Genomic DNA, 25344 nt, shown 5'->3' on the forward strand with positions numbered 1-25344 from the left:
TTAATGATGATAGCTATTATTTTAAATTAAATGGAGATAAAATCTGGAAAGCCCCTTATTATTTCTAAATAATCCAATATATTTAGCCCTATCAATCCAATTAACTCTTATTTACCATGTTAGGAATAATTTCTTTTGTAGGCTTTACATTACTGGTAGCCATAATAGCTTATTTGGCAACAAGAAAAACAGATGAAACTTCCTCTGATGGTTATTTTTTAGGAGGTAGAAGCCTTACTGCTGGGGTGATTGCAGGTTCCTTGCTATTAACCAACCTTTCTACAGAACAAATTGTTGGGCTTAATGGAAGTGCCTATACCGACGGATTATCGGTTATGGCTTGGGAGACTTTGGCAGCTATTGCTATGGTGGTTACTGCAATATTTTTATTACCTAGGTATTTAAAAGGCGGACTAACGACCATTCCACAGTTTTTGGCAAAACGTTTTGATGTAACCACTAAGACAATTACTTCGGGCTTGTTTCTAACAGGTTATGTGGTGGTATTGTTGCCTGTGATTCTTTATTCAGGTTCTGTCGCTATTAGTGGGATGTTTGATTTGCCGGGACTTTTAGGAGTTTCAGACAGAACTGCTTTAATAATCTGTATTTGGGGGATTGGGGTTATTGGATCTATTTATGCAGTTTTTGGAGGATTAAAAGCCGTTGCGGTTTCCGATAGTATTAATGCAATTGGACTTTTAACTGGGGGACTTTTGATTCCTATTTTTGGTTTGATGGCAATCGGGGACGGTAATGTATTTGCAGGGTTAGAAAATTTGATGACCACTAATGCAGATCGGTTCGATTCTACGGGTGAACCCGGACAAGAAGTGCCTTTCTCTACCATTTTTACTGGAATGATGTTGGTGCAGCTCTTCTATTGGGGAACCAATCAACAGATTATTCAACGTGCCTTGGCAGCCAAGAACTTGGCAGAAGGACAGAAAGGATTGTTATTAGCTTCTTTTCTAAAAATATTAGGACCTTTAATTTTAGTGCTTCCTGGAATGATTGCTTACCATTATTTTGATGGTAGCCTTGCTTCTAGTGATCTTGCCTACCCAGAATTGGTTAGGGCCGTACTTCCAAAACCAATGGTTGGTTTTTTTGCCGCTGTACTTTTTGGAGCAATTTTAAGTTCGTTTAATAGTGTGCTTAATAGTTCTGTAACGCTTTTCGGAATAGATATCTACAAACAGCACATTAATCCAGAGGCTCAAGAGCGGACTATTGTTAAATACGGAAAGGTATTTGGAATTTGTTTAGCACTAGCAGCTATGTTTATTGCACCGATGATTGCAAATGCAGGAAGTTTATTCAATTACTTGCAAGAAATAAACGGTATCTACAGTATACCTATATTCACTATTATAGTAGTGGGATATTTAACGAAAAGAGTACCTGCAATTGCAGCTAAAATTGGAATTTTTTCAGGTTCTATCCTTTATATTATCAGTCAATTTTTCCTTAAAGACCATTTTGTAGATAAAGCTTTGGTAGCGGCGGAAGAAGCAGGTATTACAGATGCCGCGGCGCTAAAATTGATAGAGGCCGATGCGTATCCCCATTATTTACATATTATGGCAATCTTATTCCTATTAAATGCTGGAATAATGTTGATTATCGGAAAACTATACCCTAGAAAAGAGGCCTTTAAATTGGAGTATACCAACCAAGTTTCTATTGAGCCTTATAAATATGTTTATCAGGTAGGGTTAGCTATCTGCGCAATTGTTATTGGAATCTATATCTATTTTGCAAAATAAAAGTTTCTATGTGCACATTTTGGCTAACCTCCCCTTGTTAGGGTAAATACCACTCTAAGGTATAGGCTTTGCCATTATTAGAAATCACTAAATATTTATTGTTGGCTATTTTCTCTATTCTACGAACGCTTAATCCTTTAGGGAGGTTCAGGTTTTTATAGGTAGTGTATGTCTCGTTATTAAAATTGGTGAGCACGCCTCCAGAGTTAGCAAGACTGTTCCCTAGCTCGTTAACATAACCCAAATAGTTGCCCACAAAGAATAGTGCGGGGGAAGACAAATCCTCATCTAAATGAAACCCTTCAATTGTACTCATTTGCGCCTCTTTAGGGAGTGGGGATCCTGTAAATCCATTTCCTGAGTTCATATATACCATAGACCTAAGTTCCTTAATATGCTTAATCTCTAGGATGTCTGATTCCTTTTTTCCAGTTAGATCCTCAATATTTTTGATTTTAGAAAAATCGGAATAGCTTAAGAATTTTTTTTGAAGCATGGGTAATTGCCGCATAAGTTGATCCTTGGAGGCAAAGGGAACAGGATTGCCAAAGTAATCATAGAAAATAATGGGGTCCGATTGTTCGTTACCGTCATAATCATCTATATAGAGTTTTACTGGATGGTCTTCGGAAGCTTTCCATTTAAAGTTAAGCCCTGCATTCCCTGCAATGATATCTAGATAGCCGTTCCCGTCTAAATCGGCAAGTAGGATAGAATTCCACATTCCTGTGGTGTTCTGCAGTCCTAGCTCTTCTGTGCGATTAGTAAAACTAGAATCTCCGTTGTTAATTAGCACAGTAATAGGCATCCAATCCCCAACCATAATTAAATCTAAATGCCCATCGTTATTCAGATCTGCCCATTGGCTGTCGGTATTCATTCCGTAGGCACCACTGTCTACTATTTCAAAATTGTTTTTCCCAGTATTTTTAAGGATTAGGCTTATTGGTGAAAGTCCATAACCTCCGGGTATAGATCTAGAACCAATAAAAAGATCCATGTATCCATCTTGGTTAAAATCTCCTGCTGCAATACTCCCTCCATTTGTCCTTGGCAAAGCTGCTTTTAGTCGTTCAAAATTCCCTTTACCATCGTTAATGTACACGCGGTCTTCAAGGTAGGTGTCTCCTTCCGGAACGTCGTTACCTCCGCTCATTACATATAGATCCAAATCGCCATCATTATCTAGGTCAAATGCTACGGCATCTACATCTTCAAAAGTTTTATCGCTCTCAAAAGTAGCTCTAAAAGAGGTGGTATAAGTGCCATCAGGTTGTTGAAGGAATAAAGTGGCGGACTGATATTTTGCTCCTCCAATGAATATATCATCTAGGCCATCAGAATTAAAATCGGCCACCACTACCGCAGGGCCTTCCTCTGATAACTTTTCTGGCATTAAAGGTTCCAGTTCATAATCATAATAAACATTCTCAAAATGGATATAAGGAAATTCTTCAACTACAAACTCCGACTTTTTTTCTTGCTCTTTTAGGGGTAGCGATGCGGAACTATCCCGTTTAATTATATGATATTGACCCGATGTTGGTTCTGTCACTATTTGGCGCAACCCATCGGGCCAAATAATGGAAATTGAATCTATTGTAGCGGCGATACCCAATCCAAAATGGAGCTTATGTGAGGAGGAAGATTGAAACCCCCTAGTGGTAATCAGTTCCTTAAAGAAGAGTTGCTCTTTGGAATGTACCGTTACCTTGGATCCGATAGTTACTGGGTATTCTTTGTTGCCAATTAATTGTACCCCAATCCAATTATTTTCAGGGCCGCTAACGGTTTTATTTTCCAGGATAAAGGATTTTTCATTAAGATTGTTCACTACTAAATCCATATCTCCATCATTATCTAAATCTGCTGTGGCAGAGCCGTTAGAGTATGAGGGGGCGAATCCGGCTTCCTCGGCATATCTGTCAAACTCAAAATTCCCTTTGTTATGGAAGATAACATTAGGAATCTTTAAGGAAGGCATGGTCTCTATTAGTTTTTGCTCCGCTTCTAAGGATTGGTTTTGATTGTATTGACTAAAATTAGTACTGCTTAGATAATTTATATAGTCTAAGTCATTGGGGCGTTTATAGATGCCATTTGTAATAAAGATATCCTTAAGTCCGTCATTATCAAAATCTTCCAACAGAACAGACCAGCTCCAATCCGTAGCATGAGTTTCGGTCATCAAAGCAATGTCAGAAAAGGAGTTGTTATCTTGGTTAAGTTGAAAATGGTTACGAGCATACTGGGTCCCAAAACCAAAATTTTCTTTTATTTTACTCACCTTGTCCGAATCTTCGCCACCAGATTTCAAAAAGATATTGTGTTGGTTAGGCATCATATCTAAGGAAAAGATATCCTGTCTACCATTGTTGTACATATCCCCCACATCTACTCCCATGGTAAATCTACTAGTGTGATCTAATAACTCTTCTCCAACCTCCTTAAAGGTTTTGTCGCCTTGGTTGAGGTATATATAGTCGTTTTCATGGAAATCGTTTCCTACATAAATATCTATCCAACCATCTTGGTTTATATCAGTTGCGATTAATGCAAGTCCGTATCCCAAAGGACTACTATAAATTCCTGCACTTTCCGTTACATCTACAAAGGATAGCGTTCCTGTTTCTAGTTTGTTTTCAAATAATCGATCTCCTGCCAAGGAATCTACTTCCATTCTTTTATTAACCTTACCATAGCTTCTATTGCTGTGAATGGAGTGATTCATAAGATACATGTCTAAATCCCCATCCCTATCGTAATCAAAGAAAGCTACTTGGGTAGAGAATCCCGAGAAATTTAGTCCTACACTTTCAGATACTTCAGTAAAGGTGTTATCTCCATTGTTGAGGTACAGTAAATTATGTGCCTTTAGATCCTTATAATTCCCCACTTTAGATACATAGATGTCTAGGAAGCCATCATTATTTACATCAGCCATTGTAGCCCCAGTAGACCAGGTGGAATCCATTTTTATGTTTGCAGATTGGGTAATATCTTTAAATTTAAGATCACCGAGGTTTAAGTAGAGTCTGTCCGGTGCCTGATTGGCAGTAAAATATAGATCATCTAAACCATCGTTGTTAATATCCCCTATGGCCACACCGCCACCATTGTAATAATAGAGATACTCTAAAATGTTTAAGCTGTCTTTTAAATTCAACTGATTGATAAAATCCAAGCCACTGATGCTCTCGGGAACTGGCTCAAAATATATGGGGGCTTTAGTTATGGAATCCTCACTTTTTTTACAACCAAGGAAAAGTAAGGTGAAAGCCAATATAGAAAGAAGATTTTTTATCATGATTTAATCCTAAAATTTAAACACATCAATTGAATCGTTGTTTTTAGTCACGATTAAATATCGTTCCATTACTTCCATATCTCTAATTTCCCCATCCAAGAAGAGGCCGCGACCATCTCTGTGGTATTTAAATTGGTGATCGCCCAAATTTTCCAAATATATCCCATAGGAAGCATCGTATCTTCCCAGCTCTGGCTTTACGCCGTATAAATTTCCACCCATTACAATATCTACATCTCCATCCTGGTCATAGTCGTGTGCATGTATGGCATAGATAGGAGAGAACTGCGCCTCTATGGGAAGCTCTACCACTTTGAAATTGAAATTGCCTTCATTTATTAAAACAATGGAGGATAAGGTATTGGCCTCTAACTTTAAGGCGCCTTGTAATTCCTCCTCTGTGAATATTTCGGTAATACTAGCATCTTTAAAGGATTCGTAGTTAGGGAATTTCTTTTTAAGGTCCTTTAATTGCTCAATTAAATTGTGTCTCAAATTGTAAGGGTAGTGTTTTCCATTTTTAGCGGTAAAGGTCATAACTGGGTCGCTAAATCCGTTTTGGTCAAAATCTTTAACAAATAAATTTATAGGTTTTTCTGCACTAGCTCTAAACCTAGAATTTAATCCATGATTGCCAACTATTAAGTCTAGGTCCCCATCATTATCTAAATCTACGGCATGTATTACATTCCACCATCCTTTTAATTGGGACAGCGGGTTATCTTTTTTACGAACTAATTTCCCTTCTTTATTGAGGAATATTTCTATTCCCATAAACTCTCCAATAACAATAAGCTCCAGAGTTCCATCTCCATTTAAATCTTCAAATTTGGCATCGGTGATCATTCCTATATCAATAAGTTCAGGAGCCACTTCTTTAGTAACGTCCTCAAAGATTCCTTTGCCATTGTTTCTCAAAATAAATCCCGACCCAGGTAGGCCGTACTGTCCGGGGACCGACCTTTCACCTACTAATAAATCTAGATCCCCATCCATGTCTAAATCTGCGGCGATGACTATGGAGGTACTATGGGTTCCTGTTACCGTGGGTAAATGTTGATCAGAGAGGGTAAAATTCCCCTTTCCATCATTAATATAGAGTCGGTCTTTTAAATAACTGGAAAATTGAGAAAATTCTACTCCACCGCTACAGATATATAGGTCTAGGTCCCCATCATTATCTGCATCAAAAAAGAGCATTCCAGCATCTTCGTATTCGGTATCATTTATAAAATCGGTGCCTTCTGCGGCAACAAATTTATCACCCTTTCCAAGCAATAAGGTTCCTGGGCTGCCTTTTGATCCGCCAATATAAATATCGTCCACTCCATCATTATTAACATCGGCAATAGCCATTTTTGGACCCTGGGTGCTTAGCATGTGGGGTATTAGTCGGTCCCGATCAAAGTCCACAAATCGGTTCTCTTTATGTTTGTATTCTATTTTTAAATCGGAACGTACAAATATAGGCCTTGGTGTTGGAATAGATTCTAAAACAGGAGGGTGCCCGTCTTTCTCGTGTAATGTTATAGTTTGGTTGACCGGAATTTCCTTTAATTCTGTAACTTTTCCTGAAGGCCAGGTAACCTGTAAAGCTACAGGGAGGCTATCCTTTAGTCCAAAGTTAGGCCTTAGATCTACACTAGATTGGAACCCTCGTATGGGTTGTTGCTCCAAATATTGATTCCCCGATTTTGAAGTGAGTTTTAATTTGGCTCCTATGGCGTGCGCATTTTTATTTTCGCCTTTGAGGATAACTTTTAAATAATTATGGTTCGTCTGCGAATCAGCATTGTTTCTATAAATAAACGAGGGCATATTTACGTTGTTTACCACTAAATCTAAGTCCCCGTCATTATCCAAATCCCCATAGGCGGCTCCGTTAGAAAAACTTAAGGTGTTTAGGCCGGAGTTCCATTCTCTAGTGAATTTAAGATTACCCAAGTTTTTAAAAGCGTGATTCTCTACCATATTGGAAGGAATGATGTCTATCAATTTATTATAATCTACTTTATTATTGGCCACGATGGATTGTATTACTGCCTCACTGGAAACGTACTGTAAATAATCTTGGTTAGTGAGGTCTTTGTATATTCCGTTGGCAACAAAAAGGTCTTTCTGGCCATCATTGTCCATATCAAAAAGTAAGGCACCCCAGCTCCAATCAGAGGCTTCTACGCCGCTTAATCTACCAATCTCACTGAAGGTGTCATTACCATTATTCAGTTGTAGCATATTGCGGGTGAACTGATGATAATAATCGTTCCTTAAATTCAGTTGATATTTGTTCCAATCCTCAAAGGTGGTAACCGTCTTTAACCGCGAGTATTCTGAGGGCAGCATCTCGGTGACAAATATATCGTTTAACCCATCGTTATTAATATCCGCCATATCTGCTCCCATGGAGGCACCACTAATAGATTTAATCTGTTCTGTAAGGACCTCCTTAAAGGTGCCGTCTTGTTGGTTGATATATAAATAGTCCCGTTCAAAGAAATCGTTGGAAACAAAAATGTCTTCCCAGCCATCGTTATTTACATCTCCAACGGTAACTCCTAAGCCAAAACCAATTATACTACCGTAAATTCCTGCTTCTTCGGTAACATCTACAAAAGTACCTCCATCGTTTCTTAGGAGTTTATCTCCGCCTAGCACGTCGCGTTCATATCTTTCGTTCCGTTGTAGATTAAAACTCCCTATAGATCTATAGGAGTTATTAAGTAAGTACACATCTAGATCCCCGTCCTTATCGTAATCAAAAAAAGAAGCGTGAGTGGAAAATCCTTGGTCGTCTAAACCATATTCTGCTGCCGCTTCGGTAAAGGTAAGATCACCATTATTTATAAAGAGTTCGTTTTGCTTATTATCTCCTGCAATATCGCCAGAATTACATACGTAAATATCCAAATGACCATCCCCATTAATATCTACCATGGTAACTCCAGTGGACCACGCTTTTTGTCCGGCTACCCCTGCTATTTCAGTAATATCTTCGAACTGAAAATTCCCCTTATTTAAATAAAGTTTGTTTCCGGTAAGATTGGCGGTAAAATAAATGTCCAATAATCCATCATTATTAATATCGCCAATAGCTACTCCGCCTCCATTATAGAAATTACGGTACCTATATACATTAAACTCTTGGTCGTAACTAAGGTCATTTTCAAAGTTGATTCCTGTATGGGTGCTATCCATTAATTGAAAGAGGGGGGTTGTATCGGTACTGGGGCTATTTGTTCTGGAACAGGACAATATAAACATTCCCACACATAATAAGTATATATAGACCTTCATTCGCATAATCATCATTAATTATATTTTTTTGGGTATTTCAGCCTAAGATCCTCAATTTTTACCACAACATCCTTATCATCTTTAGCATAAGTCATTATTTGCCGATTCCCATCGATCTTAACGAAAGCTGACTTTTCTGTTTGATCTGACTTCACTGCTATAAAATCATTCCCAGGGAACCATTTTATTAAGGTATCCTGCACAATAGGCAATAGTTTTTGGGCCGATAGTTGGGAGTTCCAAGGAGACCATGCGGTGTATGAAAACGACATATCCATTCCTATCATGGTGTTTTGTTCATCAAAAGCACCATAGAACAATAATGTTATGGCAGATGTGGATTCCTGTTCTGCTGTCATTGGAAGTTGGTACTTTACCGAATTATTATTGGGACCGTGGGTTACTGTCCCTTTCTGGTTTAGCTGCCAACAACGCTTAAAAAAGTCGGCTTTCTTATCTCCCAAGGTCATTCCAAAGATAAGGCTATCCTTCAGTATGTTCTTTTTTGCCTCCTCGTTTAACATTTGAGAATATTTGGATTCACATCCAACAAGACCTAATGTTAATGATGAGATGATAAATACTATTATTAATCTAGGGTACTTCATGGAAAAGTAGGTCATTATTGTTTATTGCTGTCAGTAATAGTTGTTTTTCCTTATATGGGATTAATTGAAATCCTCGTATTTGTCCTGGTATTCCTAGGGGTTTTACATCTCCGAAACCAAAATCATTTTCTTCTTTACTTTGCCCAATTACCATCCAACCCTTAGATGCATCTAATCTACCAAATTGAGGTTTTACTAGATATTGATTCCCTCCCAAAAGTATATCCATTACACCATCTTTATTAATATCCATAACCGCTATGGCACTAACATTTGAGTATTGTATTTCTGGCGGCAATTCCTTTTGGATAAAATGATCTCCGTTATTTAAAAATAAGCTAGAAGCCGTAACTTGAAGGTCAAGCTTATAGGCCTTATCTAAATGCTCTTTCTCAAAAATATCGGTCATGGTAGCTTTAGCATAATCCTTATAGAAAAGTAATTTGTTTTTCAACTCCGGCAATTGTGCAATAAGTTCATCCCTATCTACAATTGGATAGTAGTTGTCGTTTAATTTATGGCAAATGATCTGTTCGGCAAAACCATTACGATCAAAATCATTTAAATATAATCTGGTGCCGGGTTTGTAAAAAGAATTTTGGCCAATATTACCTGCCAAAATATCCTTTTTTCCGTTTCCGTTTATATCGGCAATTTTTAAGGTAGACCACATGCCTGTGGTGTTAGAGAGGCCGTAGGATGCAGTCTGATCAATGAATTTACCCTCTTCATTAATAAAGATTTTTATGGGCATCCATTCTCCCACTACTATTAGGTCTTGCCATCCGTCTTGGTTAATATCTACCCAGGCGGCATCGGTAACCATTCCTATATTTTCTAGTTCTGGAGCGTTGTATAAAGCATATTTATTTTGGCCCAAGTTTTCTAAGATGTAACTCGTTACAGGACTTCCATAGGTTTGTGGATTAAATCTTCCACCGATAAAGAGATCCAAATCCCCATCATTATCAATATCCACAGCCTGTACTGTGGAGGTGCTTAAGGGGAGTGTAAAGGGTAGTGGAGTAGGTGAGATAGTAAAATTACCATTTCCATCATTTATATATAAGCGATCGTTTAAAGCCCAATCGTAGGTAGAGAATGCCTTTCCACCGCTACTAACATATAGATCTAAATCCCCATCATTATCACTGTCAAAAAATAGGGCATAGGTATCCTCCGAGCTTTTATGAGGCAAAAAGGGTTCTTTAATTTCTGTATAGCCAGAAGAGTTTGGAATGGAGAGAAAAAGACTTCCAGGTTGATTTTTAGCACCTCCTATATACACATCTATAACACCATCCCCATTAATGTCAGCCGTCGCCATAGCGGGACCTTCATTATTAAACATTTGTGGTAAAAGTCTTTCCCTATTAAAATCTACATAGTTATTTTCCTTGTGGGTGAAATTGAAGAGGGGCTGAATAGGATGTAGAGAGTTAGAGTTTTGGAATTTTTTAACAGCTACGCCCAGGTTACCTAAATCGGGCTCCAAAAATGTATAGGTTTTGTTGGAGTCTAGATTAACCTCTTTTGAGGTAGCTCCATTAGGCCAAATTATTTTTAGACTGTCTATAATATCATGTGATCCCATCCCAAAGTGAACGCCATGATTTACGGAACTCTGAAACCCCCTTGATGGAAAGTTCTCTGCCATATCTCTTTTGTCATCTCCGTAATATATAATGGCTTTGGCTCCTATGGCCTTGGTGTTTTTTGTGTTGGATTTAAAGTTGATGTACACACTTTTATGGGTAGTGGTATCCGTTTTGTTTTCATAGATAAACGCAGGCATATTTACATTGTTGACTACTAAGTCCAAATCTCCGTCGTTATCTAAGTCTGCATAGGCACTTCCATTGCTGAAACTAGGGGTTCCTAGTCCTAAGCTATCCGTATTATTAATGAACCTAAAATCGCCCTTGTTAATAAATGCCGCATTAGGTACCGCTTGTGACGGCATTAGGTCAATCAGCTTCATGATTACCTCCTCTTCGGTCTTCATCATGTTCTTTACCTTCTCCTCATTAGCCATATAGGTAAGATAGTCTCTGTCCAATAAATCCTTGTAAATGCCATTGCCAATAAAAATATCGCGTAGTCCGTCATTATCCATATCGAATATTAAGGAAGCCCAACTCCAATCTGTTGCAGATACCCCAGCGTATCTTCCAATCTCATAAAATCCGTCTTCACCCATATTCCTTTGCAGTACATTTCTTGGGAATTGATTAGCATAACCTTGTTTTACCATTAAGCTGTATTTGTCCCAAGAATCGTAAATAGCTTTGGTACGTTGTCTTTCTATGGTAGAAGGAAGCATTTCTGTAACCATTATATCGGGCATTAGGTCATTGTTAAGGTCGCCAGCATCTGCGCCCATAGATCCCATGGAAAAAGAGGAGATATATTCTTCTGCTACTTCATCAAATCCTCCTTTTTGGTTGTTGAGGTAAAGATAATCGCGTTCAAAAAAATCATTGGAAATAAATAGGTCCGGCCAAGAATCCCCGTTAAAGTCGCTCAGCGTAATTCCCAAGCCAAATCCAATACCACTTGTATATATTCCTGCTTCTGAAGAGATGTCTACAAATTTACCGTTATCGTTTCTTAAAAGTTTATTTCCAGTAGCGCTGGGTATATTGCGTTGATCTTTGATTAAATCGAAGGCTCCCACCGATTTTATGGAATTATTTAAAATATAACAATCTAAATCACCGTCTTTATCAAAATCAAAAAAAGCGGCATGTACGGAAAGCCCTTCTATGTCTAGCCCATATTCTGCGGACATTTCGGTAAAGGTGAGGTCTCCATTATTGATAAAAAGTTCATTATGCCTATTGGCTCCCCCAGGCTTTCCTGATTTACAGACATACAGATCTAGTAGACCATCATTATTAATGTCTACAAAGGTTGCTCCTGTAGACCATACGTCTTTACAGGCTACCCCGGCCAAATCTGTAATATCCGCAAACTCCCAATTGCCCTTATTTAGATAGAGTTTGTTGTCTACCATATTTCCAGTGAAGTAGATGTCTGGTAGGCCATCGTTATTTATATCGCCAATAGCTACGCCACCCCCATTGTAAAAATTGCGATAAGTATATGGGTTAAAATCTTCTGTATAGGTGAGTTCGTTTTGGAAATTTATTCCAGAATTAGTCCGCAACTCAAATAAGGGGGAATTTATATTACTTGGAACTTCCTTTTCCTGAGTACAGGAAAGTAGGAAAATAAAGTAGAGGGGAATTAAAAAGTAACATTTCATTCTAGTGGTAAAATTAAAAGAGGGTTACCCGAAGATACCCCTCTTTTTAATATAAACAGCTTTAGGATTAATATCCCGGATTCTGCGTTAAAGTACCGTTACTGGCATCAATTTGTGGTTGTGGGATTGGGAATAGTTTTTTGTGAGGGTCACTATTTGTTTTTTCCCACCATGGATCATTAAATTTCCCGAAGCGTATTAAATCCTGCCTTCTAGTAGTTTCCATAAACATTTCACGTCCACGTTCTTCCAAAAAGTTATCGGCGTTTAATCCAGCAAGTGGGGCTAATCCTGCTCTAGCTCTAATAGTATTTACATCTGCTTCTGCCAAAGACCAGTTATTTGCTGCTCTTGCTCTTCCTTCCGCTCTGATTAAATAAAGGTCACCAAGTCGAACAATAGGCATATCATTATCTTGGTCGTCCCTACCGAAGAGTCTAAAACTAAACTTTCCTAGACGTGCACCACCTTTACGGGAGGCATTAGGTTCCAATTCATCAATATCTGGTGTATAGTTTAATTCTAACTGACCATCGGTGGCAGCATAATCTAAAATTGCCGATCCATTATAATCAAACTGAGGACCTACAATAAAGTTTGCTTTTTTTCTAGCATCATTATCGTCATAAGAATTGTAAAAATCTTCTAGTGCAGAATACCCGTTCCATGGCTGTGACACCAAATTCCAAGTAAATTGACTAGAATAATGCAAGGTCATATGTGCAAAATTCATTCCTCCACCAGTAACACCATCATAAGCAATAGACCAGATAATTTCTGGGTTGTTTTGGTTGTTTGGAGCAAAGACTGCTGCATACCCTTCTAAGGTTTCGGGATCGGAATCTACCGCAGGTCTTTTTCCAGGGTTGGGAACGCTACAGCCAACACCGCAAAGTACATAGCCAGAATTGTCTATTACATAAGAGGCCGCATTAGCTGCTTCGGTATATCTTGGTGTCCCAGTATATACTTCTGCATTTAAATATAATTTAGCTAAAATACCTAATGCTGCATACTGGTTAACTCGATAAGGATTTACGTCTGTAGTCAATGGGCTATTAGTTAGGTCCATGGAGGCACTTACAGAGGAAACACCAAGCGCACTTAGTAATTCGCTTTCTACAAAGGCAAATACTTGTGCACGGCTAGATTGTGGAGCATCCTGCCCTGGGGTGGTAACTAGTTTTACTCTACCATAGGTGTCTAATAATCTGTAGTAAAAGAATGCTCTTAATACTTTAATCTGTGCTTTCTGATTGGCATCTAAGCTAGTTTGCAAAAGATCGTTACAAGCTGCTATAGCTCCATACTGAGAGGTCCAAGTGTCATTGATTGGTCCGTTTGATGGGCCAAAGGTATGTCGGTGCATATCTATCCAGATACCTCCATCATACCAATCTCCTCCTTTTTGTGTTACGGCCACTTCATCAGAAGAAACAGATTGGATCGCCCAATAACCACCACTAGATGCGCTACCGTCCCTTAATTTGCTGTAGGCCACACTAAGGGCGTCATTTCCGCCATTGCCACCGCCATCAAAAGCAGTGCTAGGTTCGTCTATACTGACAGGGCGGTCAATTGCTCCGATTAAATCTTCTTCTAAGTCCGTACAGGACCAAAATAGGAGACCGCCACATAGGAATAATGCTTTATAGATATTTTTCATTGTGAGTCTTTTAAAAGTTTATGTTCAGTCCCAATGTATAGGTTCGGGAGGAAAAATAGTTGTTTCTACGATCAATACCGGGAATAAGAGGGTCATAGCTTGTTCCTGGGAAACCTCCGTTATCAATGGTACCAGCATCCTGTAACGCTGGTTCCGGGTCAGAACCTGTATAGTTGGTTATGGTAAATAAGTTTTGCCCACTAGCGGTTACGCGTATTCCTTTAATATAGTTGTTTTCCTTAAGATTAAAGGTGTAGCCTAAGGAAAGGTTGTCTAGTTTAAAGAAATCTGCTTTTTCCACATATAGAGAGCTGAATTTTGCATTGGTGATTTCTGGATTTGCCAATTCGGTATTTACAAAGTTATAGGAACCCTGACTTCCTACGCGAGGCTCGTAAAATGCTCTGTAAGTGTTTATAAGGCTATGTCCAAACGCCCCTCTGAAGAAAGCATTTACATCCCAATTTCCAAATTGTAGTTGGTTGGTCCAACCCAACTCAAAATCGGGAGTTCCTTTTCCTAGTACTTTAAAATCTCCGTCAGGATCCAAGGCGTTATTTTGGTTGGTAAGTAATTGTCCGTCATTGTTGATATCTACAAATTGCTGACTTCCATCCACTACTTCTCCGCTAAATACCGGGCCCCAAATCTGACCTATTTCTTCCCCTTCTTTAATACGAATCATATCCGTATCATTCTGACCAGGGGCTCCTAGAGAACCTCTCATCTCTTGTGGGGTAAGATATTCTTTAAGTATGGTTTTATTTCGTGAAACTATGATACCAGCATTATATTTTAACTTCTCATTTCGCAGGATATCATAATTTAATGCAATTTCAAATCCACTAGAGCGCAGTTTTCCTGCGTTTTCTACACGTCTTCCAGTAGGGTAAATGGTAACATCCACATCTCTTTCAAGGATAAAATCACTCACATCCCTAGAATAAATATCTATGGTACTAGATAGTCTGTCCATTTTAAATTCTACACCAAAATTGGTTTCTGCTTTCTCCTCCCATTTAAGGTCTGGGTTGGCGTCTGTACTCTGGTTGCTACTTAGCTTACCATCTGCAGGGGTATACAAAGCCCTAGACAACCCATTAGAAGCAGGTAGTGCACCAGTTACACCATAACCTACTCTTACCTTTAAGAGATCTACATTGTTAAGTTCCAAATAGTGATTAAGGTCTGCACCAAGTCCTACAGCCGGAAAGTTCGCCCATCTGTTGTTTTCACCAAATTTGGTAGAACCTTCCCGTCTTAGGGAAGCGTTTAAAAAAATGGCGTTGTCATAAGTTGCGTTAATCCTTCCAAAGAACGCAATAATACGATCGTCAGGAGAAGCATCACTACTAGCGTTTATGAATCCCGCATTTGCTAAATCTTGTGACCACTCCAGGGCATTGATGTATTCTATATCGTTATTTGGGAAATCGCCCATTTCCAGAAAGTAATTGTACTGATTTTGCTGTTGCCACGAATACCCTCCTGTAAGCGAAAAATCTATCAGTCCAATACTCTGGTTATAGGTACTGTATAGTTCAAATAATTTGAAATCCCTGTTTTCCGTATAAAGTCTAGCTCTACCTTTTCGGTTAGGGCTAGTAGCATTACCTCTAAAATGGGAAGTTGTTCTATAATAGTCCTGATTAGTTAGTTTATTGGTCTGTTGTGAAATAAGAGCGTTTACTTCCCAATTATCTAGGATATCATAGTTGAAGTTAGCACTATAGGTAAACTCATTTTTATCTCCTGTATTGGTGTTCTGATTTACGATGGAGAGTGGGTTAAAACTATCGAAGAGTCCTAATGTTTCAAAATACCCACCAAAAGTAGGGGAGTCAAATTGAAATGGAGAATCCTTTCCAAATACTGGAGCGGTAGGGTTATACAGCAAGGCATAACGCAATGCTTCCTCATAACTAAATTCACTTTTTCTATTGGTAAAAGAAATATTGAAATCAATTTTTAACTTGTCGTTAAACGTTAGGGTAGATATACTTCCTCTAGTGTTAAATTGTTTAAAACCAGATTCTCTCAATATACCTTGTGCATCTCTAAAGTTTCCAGAAAACCTATAGCGAGTATTTCCGTCCCCTCCAGAAATAGAAACATTGTTCACTTTTGTGCTTCCATCTATAGTTACTAGGTCTAACCAATCATTTCTACTTCCCAAATCTACACCCCCAGAGGCTACAAATTCATCTGCAGTCATTACATCTACATGGTTTGCTATAGTAGATAAGGCAAGTGACCCACTATAATCTACACTAACACCGCCAGGTGTTCCTTTTTTTGTAGTCACTAGAATTACCCCACTAGAACCTCTTGTTCCGTAGATAGCTGCGGCAGAACCGTCTTTTAAAACGTTGATGCTTTCAATATCATTTGGATCCACGTTGTTTAAGGAGGCACCAACTACACCGTCTATTACAATAAGTGGTGAGGAGTTAGCCCCTACTGAAGAAATACCTCGAAGTCTAATTACAGCATCTTTATTGGGATTACCTCCTTTGTTGTAGATACTTAAGCCGGCAACTTTACCCTGTAATAATTGGGAAGCATCGTTAACCGTTCCTTGGTTAAAGTCTTCATTACTAACTACGGTTACAGCAGAGGTAATTTCCTTTCTTGTCTGAGATCCATATCCGGTTACTACCACTTCATCCAATGCTTGAGCATCTTCGGTAAGAACAATATCTATGTTAGTTCTACCATCCAGAGATACTTCTAAAGGTTGATATCCAATATAGCTAATAAGCAAAATGGCGTTACTTTCTACATTGGATAAGGTAAATAATCCATCAAAATCTGTTTGTGCGCCATTTGTAGTACCTTTTACCACAACGCTGGCACCAGGTAAGGGTCCAGAAGCATCAGATACCGTACCTGATACCTCTTGTGCTACTGCCATTCCGAAGCATAAAAAAACTCCAAAAAGCAAAAAGCTCTTTCTAAGAAATCTGATTTTCATAAATAATTGGTGTTAGTTGAGTTATTTAAAATATTAAAATTCCGTTAATATTTTTAGCTTGGCGCCAACGCTGTTAACGAAAACGTCTTTGTAAAATAAAACTATAATTGCTTAATAGTTGTCAATATATCACATTTTTAGTATGTAATCCTAATTATTAATCAATAAAAAACAGTGATATTTATTATTTTCTATGCAAATGTAATTTTTTTAAGCATATGTTGTATTTGCAATTTACGATATTTTTTTTGCCTACCCTTCTTCTTGCTATAAGGTAATAATAGGTTGCAGAGGGCTTAATTTTCTTTTTTAGTATTATCTTTCAATCCTATTACCGATAACAAGGAAAAAACTGGAATTTGAAAAGAAAAATTACACTGAAACACATTGCGAGAGAATTAGGAGTTTCTATTTCTACCGTATCCAAAGCGTTGAAAAACAGTGAGGAAATTGGGGCTGAAACAAAAGGAAGAATCCAGGCTTATGCCAAATTGCATAACTACAAGCCCAATAATATAGCCATTAGTTTAAAGAACAAAAGAACTAAAAATATTGGAGTTATTATTCCTGATATTGTTCATCATTTTTTTACTACTGTTTTTAGAGGGATAGAGAACTATGCTAATGCTAAGGGCTATAATGTAATTGTATGTCTTTCCGATGAATCTTTTGATAAGGAAGTCATAAATATGGAGTTATTGGCAAACGGGAGTATAGATGGATTTATTATGGCGTTATCTGCAGGCACGCAACAGAAAGGCGATTATAATCACTTAAAAGAAGTTACAGATCAGGGTATACCCTTGGTATTGTTTGATAGGGTTGCAGATGAGATTAACTGTGATAAAGTAGTCATAAACGATAGGGAAGGAGCATACAAAGCAGTTACAAAGTTTATTAAAGATGGCAGGAAAAAAATAGCCTTGATTACAACCGATGAGCATTATAGTGTAAGTAGAGATCGTGCAGCAGGTTATAAACAAGCGTTATTAGATCATAATCTTGAGTATGATGAGGGCTTAATCCTTAAGTTTCCAACTATGGAAATAGATGAAAAAGCCATTGAGGACTTTTTTAATAAAACTGAGGTAGATGCAGTGCTAAGCGTAAATGAAATTTTTGCCATAGCTAGTATGCGTTTTGTTCAAGCCAAAGGTCTGCAAATTCCGGAAGACATCTCCTTTATTGGTTTTACAGACGGAATATTATCTAAATATGCTACTCCCGGACTTACTGCAGTAGCACAGCATGGAGAAAAAATGGGAGAAATTGCAGCCCAATTGCTTATAGAAAAAATTGAAGTAGAGGTAGAGGAGGAAATTTATGTTACAAGAATGTTAGAGCCTACTCTAATAGAACGGGGATCCACTAGAAATAATAAATAGAAAGTTGGAATGAGGAAAGCAGGATTCATTTTTGATCTGGACGGCGTAATTGTAGATACTGCCAAATACCATTATTTGGCTTGGAGGAAATTGGCCAATGAATTGGGGTTCGAATTCACGAAGGAACAAAATGAAATGTTTAAAGGGGTGAGTCGCAAGAGATGTTTAGAAATTCTTTTGGACATTGGGGGAGTAACGGCAACGACTGAACAGTTTAATAGGTGGTTGGTAGAAAAGAATGAAGATTACCTTTCCTATATTGAAAAGATGGATGAATCAGAAATCTTACCAGATGTGAATAGGGTGTTGTCTTACCTAAAGTCTAAAGACATACCTATCTCATTGGGATCTGCAAGTAAAAATGCGATTCCCATATTGGAGAAGGTTAAACTGACAGATTATTTTGATACGGTGGTAGATGGAAATCACGTAACCAAAGCCAAGCCAGATCCAGAAGTTTTTTTAATAGCGGCAAAACAACTCGGAGTTCTTGCCCATAATTGTGTTGTTTTTGAAGATGCAATTGCGGGAATAGAAGCTGCAAATAATGCAAATATGGTTAGCATCGGAATAGGAGATGTCCAAGTTCTTACTGAGGCAGATTATGTTTTTAATAATTTCACAGAAATGGATGCTTCATTTCTAGATAGACTTATTGGGAAAGTGAATTAAATATTAGATTTACCTATCCCAATGATTATCCATTTCAATAAAATCTCACTAGGATATTTATTGTTAAGAAATGAAAAGGGTATTTCTCTAAATGCATCACCAAAACTAAACAGTATATGACCAATACCAAGAAAAATGAAGGAGGGAAGCTAGTGGTATACCAAGTTTTCACTAGGTTATTTGGAAACACCAACACTACAAATAAGCCGTGGGGAACCATCGAAGAAAATGGGGTGGGTAAATTGGCCGATTTTACCAAAAAAGCACTAGAAGAGATTAAGGATTTAGGAGTTACCCATATTTGGTATACCGGTATTCCTCATCACGCTCTAATTGGTGATTATACGGCTTACGGCATCTCCAATGACGATCCCGATATTGTAAAGGGTAGAGCGGGATCGCCGTATGCAGTAAAGGATTATTACAGTGTAAATCCAGATTTAGCGAAAGATCCTAGTAAAAGGGAATCTGAATTTAAGGCTCTAGTGAAAAGGAGTCACGCCGCAGGTTTAAAGGTAATAATAGATTTGGTGCCCAATCATGTGGCCCGAAAATATGAGGGAAGGAATAACCCCAAGGGGGTGGTAGATTTTGGTGCCAATGATAATAGAGAAGTAGATTACGATAAGCACAACAATTTTTATTACAATCCACATGAGGTGTTTAAACTCCCAGAATGGCGTAATGGATACCTGCCGTTAGGAGGTGAACAATATGATATGGGTGAGGGAAAATTTGTGGAAGATCCCGCAAAGTGGACCGGTAACGGATCCAGATTATCACAACCCGATTTTAATGATTGGTATGAGACTGTAAAAATTAATTATGGTATTCGTCCCGATGGTACTAGGGATTTTGATTCTCTTCCGGAAGACTATCATCAAAAGCATTATTCCGATCACTTTGCCTTTTGGAAAGATAAAGAAGTGCCCGACTCTTGGATTAAGTTCAGAGATATTGCACTGTATTGGTTAGAATTGGGGGTAGATGGATTTAGGTATGATATGGCCGAAATGGTGCCAGTAGAATTTTGGAGCTTTCTAAATTCTACGATAAAAATGAATAACCCCGAGGCCTTTCTAATGGCCGAGGTTTACCAACCCCATCTTAATAGGGATTATATTTTTAAGGGGAAGATGGATTATCTCTATGATAAAGTGGAATTTTATGATGGTTTAATTCCGATTATGCAAGGTTATGGATGGACAGACCATATTCCAGTGGTGCAAAAAGGTGTGCTAGATATTGAACACCATATGCTTCATTTTTTGGAGAACCATGATGAAGTGCGGATTTCAAGCCCTGAGTTTTTGGGTAATGCCGAAAAAGCAAAGCCTGGGATGGTAGTATCTGCAACTATTGGAACCTCGCCAACAATGATCTATTTTGGTCAGGAAGTAGGGGAGCCAGCCGTAGAAAACCCTGGATTTGGATCTCCTGGGCGTACCTCTATATTCGATTATGTGGGAGTGCCCCACTTGCAACGATGGGTAAACAATAAAAAGTTTGACGGCGGACAATTATCTACTCAAGAAAAAAACCTTAGGGAATTTTATAAAAGTCTATTGAATTTCACTATAAATAGTAGCGCTTTAATGGGGGAATATAGGGAAATCCACTTTTATAACCGGGACCATACTGAATACTATAATTATCGGGTGTTGTCCTACGTTCGATGGTCTAAAAATGAAAAACTAATTATTATCGCTAATTTTGACGCCCATGACGGTTTTGGTTTTGAGCTAAAACTCCCCGAGGATGTTATTAGGGAATGGGAACTACAAAATGGAGTTTATCAACTACGAGACCAGTTGTCAGGTTCAATAGAAAAGTCCTTGAATGTTCATAATGGTGTTGGGGAAGTTAGAATAGATTTACAGCCATTGGAATCGTTTATTTTAAGATTAGAAAAATAGAATCATACATATATGAAGTCATTAAAAACATTCGGATTTTTCTTTGTCGTATTATTGATCTTAAGTTGTGAAAATATGAATACACCATTGGTAATTGGACATAGAGGAGCTATGGGCCACGAAACCGAAAACACTTTAGCCTCCATTCAAAAAGCATTGGATTTAGAGGTAGATATGATTGAAATAGATGTTTTTAAAATTAGAAGTGGAGAAATAGTGGTGTTTCATGATGGTAATGTGGAAAAACTTACAGACGGGACAGGAAAAATTGAAGGCTACAATTATAATGAGCTACAAGAACTAACACTAGAGGGAAACCATAAGATTCCCACCTTGCAGGAGGTCATTAATCTGATAGATAAAAAAGCCCATTTAAATATAGAGTTGAAGGGAGCTAACACTGCAGATAGAGTAAACTTTATAATTAATTACTACGTAAAGGAAAAGGGATGGCCACTTGATAAGTTCTTGATTTCTAGTTTTAAATGGGAGGAATTAAAGCGAATGAGGGCATTAAATCCGCAGATAGGCATAGCTATATTAACAGATAAAGATCCCTTACAGGCAATTTCTATTGCCGAGGATTTAAAGGCCATAGCTATAAACCCGTATTATAAAACCCTGACCTTAGAGAATGTAGATAAAATACAAAAGGCAGGCTTTAAAGTATATCCTTACACTATAAATGAAAAAGAGGATATAAAATCCATGAAACAAATGGGAGTAGATGGTATTATTACCAATTATCCCGAACGCATAAAATAATGTACGACGTACTTATATTGGGAGGAGGAGCAGCCGGATTTTACGCTGCAATTCATATAGCAGAGGCAGATCCAAAATTAAAGGTGGCCATTATTGAAAGGGGTAAGGATGTTTTGGGGAAAGTAAAAATTTCTGGTGGAGGTCGATGTAATGTTACTCATGCCGAGTTTGACCCTAGGGAGCTGGTTAGATTTTATCCCCGAGGGGAAAAGGAATTGTTGGGGCCCTTTCATTCTTATTGTAGCGGAGATACCGTTGCATTCTTTGAAGAAAGAGGCATCGCATTAAAAATAGAGCCAGACGGACGTATGTTTCCCACTACCAATTCTTCCCAAACTATTATAGATTGCCTAGTAAATGAAACCGATAGATTGGGAGTTAAAGTTTTTAGGAATAGTTCCGTATCAGGTATTACCAAGGTTCTTGAGGATGAAAATAAAGAATTAATCAGTTGGAATGTCCAAACCATAAGAGGAACTTATAATACAAGAAACCTCTTGGTAAGTACAGGAAGTAATCCTAAAATATGGGGGATGCTACAAAAACTAGGACACACCATTGTTCCGCCTGTTCCCTCTCTGTTTACTTTTAATATTAAAGACGATAGAATTTCAGGAATCTCAGGAGTAAGTACTCAAGCCAGGATAAATATTATTCCTAGTAAGGGTCATCTAGAGAAGTTTCATGCAGCGCTAAAAAAATACAGCTTACAGCTTTCTGATTTGGAAACAGAAGGTCCTTTATTGATTACCCATTGGGGGATGAGTGGACCTGGGATTTTGAGGCTATCTGCTTGGGGAGCCTTATTTTTAAATGAATTAGATTATAAATTTACTATACGAGTAAATTGGTTGCCTAGTTATCACGAAGGGGCAGTAATGGATAAACTACAACAGGTAAAAGAGATAGAAGGCAAGAAAACGGTGCTCCGCACCAAATGTTTTGATCTTCCCAAAAGACTGTGGAGTAGCTTGGTTAAAGCTTCCGGAATAACAGAAGCCCATAAATGGGCCGACATTACCAAAACCCAATTGCAAGACTTGGCTAAGGAATTAACGGAATGTCAATTTCAAGTAAATGGCAAAAGTACTTTTAAGGAGGAATTTGTTACCGCAGGCGGAATTGACCTCAAGGAAATAAATTTTAAAACCTATGAAAGTAAATTACTCCCCAACCTGTATTTTGCTGGGGAAATTATCAACGTAGACGCTATTACTGGCGGCTTTAACTTTCAAAATGCCTGGACAGGAGCCTATATTGCAGCCCAAGGAATTGTGAAAAACAGCAAGTCTTAGTTTAAAGCTAACATTAAAAGCCCTGCTAGTATAGCTCCTAATATTGGGCCAACTACCGGAATATACGAGTAGCCCCAGTCGTTTCCTCCCTTGTTTTTCATTGGAATAAGAGCGTGTACAATTCGCGGGCCTAGGTCTCTAGCTGGGTTTATGGCATACCCAGTGGTGCCACCAAGGGAAAGGCCAATAGACCATACCAAAAACGCAACAGGCAGTGCGCCTAAAGATCCTAGTCCTATTGCTGTGCCCGTCTCTACAATGGTAGCATCGGTAAAATAGAGTACTACAAATACTAGGGCAAATGTGCCTACTACCTCACTGAAAAAATTAGATATGGGATTTCTAATCGCAGGAGCTGTACAAAAGACAGCCCTCTTTAGTTCTTTATTTTCTGTAGCATCAAAATGATCTTTATATACTAACCATACGATAAATGCACCCAACATGGCTCCTAAAAATTGGGCTAACGTATAGGAGGGTACCAAGGCCCAGCTAAATTTTCCGGCTACTGCCAAACCAATACTTACTGCGGGGTTTAGGTGAGCACCGCTATAGGGGGCAGCAACTACGACCCCTACAAATACGGCTAGTCCCCAAGCAGTGGTAATTACCATCCACCCAAGGTCGTTAGATTTCGTTTTTTCAAGAACAACATTGGCAACTACACCTCCACCAAGTAGAATAAGAAAGAAGGTGCCAATAACTTCGGCAATAAATGGACTCATATAAGGTTGGTTTATTATTTAAGAATTTTGATCGGACCAGAATTGTACAGCTTTTACGGCTCTATACCAGCCCTTAATGTTTTTATCAATCTCTTCACGCTCTTTACTAGGCTCAAAATTGGCATCCGTCTGCCATATTTCCTGAATTTCTTCTAAACTTTCCCAAAAGCCCACGGCTAGTCCTGCAAGGTAAGCGGCTCCCATAACGGTAGTTTCTACTACTTTGGGGCGTACGGTAGCTGTATTTAGTACATCGGACTGAAACTGCATTAGCATTTTGTTTACAGTAGCTCCACCATCTACACGTAATTCTTTTATTTCTATATTGGAGTCGGCTTCCATTGCTTTTAGCACATCCATGGTTTGAAAAGCGATAGATTCTATAGCAGCTCTTGCTATATGTGCATCAGTACTGCCCCGGGTGAGGCCAAAAATGGTGCCTTGAGCATGCTGATCCCAATGAGGAGCGCCCAATCCTGCAAATGCAGGAACAAAATATACCCCATCTGTGCTCTCTACAGATTCGGCTAGAACCTCTACGTCAGATGACTTCTTAATAATCTTTAAGCCGTCCCTAAGCCATTGTACTACGGCGCCAGCTATAAAAATACTCCCTTCTAGAGCGTATTGCGTCTTTCCGTTGATTTTCCAAGCAATGGTGGTTAGGAGGTTATTTTCGGAAACAATAGGTTTTTCTCCTATGTTCATCAACATAAAGCAACCCGTGCCATAGGTGTTTTTTACCATACCCGGTTTGGTGCACATTTGTCCAAATAAAGCGGCCTGCTGATCCCCTGCAATTCCAGCAATAGGAATTTTACAAGCGAAAAAATTAGGGTTAGTAAGGCCGTAAACTTCGCTAGACTGTTTTACCTGTGGAAGCATTGACTTTGGAATGGTGAACAAGTCTAGTAGCTCTTGGTCCCACTCTAAGGTATTTATATTAAATAGTAAGGATCTAGAAGCGTTAGTGACATCAGTGATGTGTAATTCTCCTTTGGTCATATTCCAAATTAACCAAGAATCTATGGTCCCCAATAATAAATCACCGGCCTCAGCTTTTTCTCTTGCGCCTTCAACATTATCCAATATCCATTTTACCTTGGTGCCAGAAAAATAGGAATCTATAACTAATCCTGTTTTTTCACGGATCATTTGTGATTTCCCTTCCTTCTTTAATTGGTCACAGTAACCTGAGGTTCGCTTATCTTGCCATACAATTGCATTGTATATAGGTTGACCACTATTTTTGTCCCATACTACTACAGTCTCTCGTTGGTTAGTGATGCCAATTGCAGCAATATCGGTACCGTAGATGCCCTTTTTAGAAGTTGCTTCGGCTGCCATGCCTGCTTGTGAAGACCATATCTCAATAGGATCATGCTCTACCCAACCGGGCTTTGGGAAATATTGGGTGAATTCTTTTTGAGCAACAGAAACTATGTCGCCCTTTTTGTTAAAAACAATTGCGCGAGAACTTGTAGTCCCTTGGTCTAATGCCAAAATGTAATTTGCCATATTGAAGTGTTCTTTTTTTATAAAGGGTTTAAGATAATAAATTAAGTATTCAATCTTAAAAAGTCTTCATTATAATTTAAAATAGGGGAAACAATCAATACTATCGTGCTATCCGAGAAACAGCTATTCTCTAGATTTAAATGGGTGGGGTGCTAGATCTCTTAATCGTTTTTTGGTCTGTG

General features: G+C 38.4%; 14 protein-coding genes. 6 read left to right on the forward strand and 8 right to left on the reverse strand.

All coding sequences use genetic code 11. The features are described 5' to 3' along the window. Positions 1-116: 116 nt before the first annotated feature. Complete coding sequence (locus H344_RS0104245; protein WP_026809159.1) at positions 117-1769, forward strand: solute:sodium symporter family transporter; 1653 nt, start codon at positions 117-119, stop codon at positions 1767-1769. Between the two features lie 37 nt (positions 1770-1806). Here H344_RS0104245 and H344_RS0104250 read toward each other — a convergent pair whose 3' ends face one another. From H344_RS0104250 to H344_RS0104275, 6 genes are all read right to left on the reverse strand, one after another. Next, the gene (locus H344_RS0104250; protein ID WP_026809160.1) at positions 1807-5076 is read right to left on the reverse strand and encodes a VCBS repeat-containing protein; all 3270 of its coding nucleotides are present in this window, start codon (positions 5074-5076) and stop codon (positions 1807-1809) included. A 9-nt stretch (positions 5077-5085) separates the two neighbouring features. Then, positions 5086-8385: an FG-GAP-like repeat-containing protein gene (locus H344_RS0104255; protein ID WP_240484943.1), complete on the reverse strand. Its 3300-nt coding sequence runs from the start codon at positions 8383-8385 to the stop codon at positions 5086-5088. Then, complete coding sequence (locus H344_RS0104260) at positions 8385-8978, reverse strand: hypothetical protein (protein ID WP_026809162.1); 594 nt, start codon at positions 8976-8978, stop codon at positions 8385-8387. Before H344_RS0104260 ends, H344_RS0104255 begins: the two co-directional genes overlap by 1 nt. Continuing rightward, the gene (locus tag H344_RS0104265; protein WP_026809163.1) at positions 8965-12246 is read right to left on the reverse strand and encodes a VCBS repeat-containing protein; all 3282 of its coding nucleotides are present in this window, start codon (positions 12244-12246) and stop codon (positions 8965-8967) included. Before H344_RS0104265 ends, H344_RS0104260 begins: the two co-directional genes overlap by 14 nt. A 67-nt stretch (positions 12247-12313) precedes the next feature. After that, positions 12314-13912, reverse strand: a complete 1599-nt coding sequence (locus tag H344_RS0104270; RefSeq protein WP_026809164.1) for a RagB/SusD family nutrient uptake outer membrane protein — start codon at positions 13910-13912, stop codon at positions 12314-12316. Positions 13913-13922: 10 nt separating this feature from the next. Then, positions 13923-16886 (reverse strand): SusC/RagA family TonB-linked outer membrane protein, encoded by a 2964-nt coding sequence (locus tag H344_RS0104275; RefSeq protein WP_026809165.1) that lies wholly within the window; start codon positions 16884-16886, stop codon positions 13923-13925. 359 nt (positions 16887-17245) lie between these two features. Between H344_RS0104275 and H344_RS0104280 the strand changes: the two genes are divergently transcribed. The 5 genes from H344_RS0104280 (at position 17246) to H344_RS0104300 (ending at position 22919) form a co-directional block, all read left to right on the forward strand. Further along, a complete protein-coding gene (locus H344_RS0104280; RefSeq protein WP_026809166.1) occupies positions 17246-18271 on the forward strand; it encodes a LacI family DNA-binding transcriptional regulator in 1026 nt (341 codons plus the stop codon). A gap of 9 nt (positions 18272-18280) precedes the next feature. After that, positions 18281-18943 carry a beta-phosphoglucomutase gene (gene pgmB / locus H344_RS0104285; protein WP_026809167.1) on the forward strand — a complete coding sequence of 221 codons (663 nt, stop codon included), beginning with the start codon at positions 18281-18283 and terminating at the stop codon, positions 18941-18943. A 116-nt stretch (positions 18944-19059) separates the two neighbouring features. After that, entirely contained in the window at positions 19060-20859 is a 1800-nt protein-coding gene (locus H344_RS0104290) for an alpha-amylase family protein (RefSeq protein ID WP_026809168.1), read from the forward strand. 12 nt (positions 20860-20871) lie between these two features. Beyond that, positions 20872-21624 carry a glycerophosphodiester phosphodiesterase gene (locus tag H344_RS0104295; protein WP_026809169.1) on the forward strand — a complete coding sequence of 251 codons (753 nt, stop codon included), beginning with the start codon at positions 20872-20874 and terminating at the stop codon, positions 21622-21624. Next, on the forward strand, positions 21624-22919 hold the full coding sequence (locus H344_RS0104300; protein ID WP_034256127.1) for a BaiN/RdsA family NAD(P)/FAD-dependent oxidoreductase: 1296 nt from the start codon (positions 21624-21626) through the stop codon (positions 22917-22919). Before H344_RS0104295 ends, H344_RS0104300 begins: the two co-directional genes overlap by 1 nt. Here the strand turns inward: H344_RS0104300 and H344_RS0104305 are convergent. Further along, the gene (locus H344_RS0104305) at positions 22916-23644 is read right to left on the reverse strand and encodes an MIP/aquaporin family protein (protein ID WP_026809171.1); all 729 of its coding nucleotides are present in this window, start codon (positions 23642-23644) and stop codon (positions 22916-22918) included. The genes H344_RS0104300 and H344_RS0104305 overlap by 4 nt on opposite strands. A gap of 18 nt (positions 23645-23662) precedes the next feature. Then, positions 23663-25162 (reverse strand): glycerol kinase GlpK, encoded by a 1500-nt coding sequence (gene glpK / locus H344_RS0104310; protein WP_026809172.1) that lies wholly within the window; start codon positions 25160-25162, stop codon positions 23663-23665. Between the last annotated feature and the right edge of the window lie 182 nt (positions 25163-25344).

It is taken from the genome of Arenibacter latericius DSM 15913 (assembly GCF_000424985.1).
GTDB classification, from domain to species: domain Bacteria; phylum Bacteroidota; class Bacteroidia; order Flavobacteriales; family Flavobacteriaceae; genus Arenibacter; species Arenibacter latericius.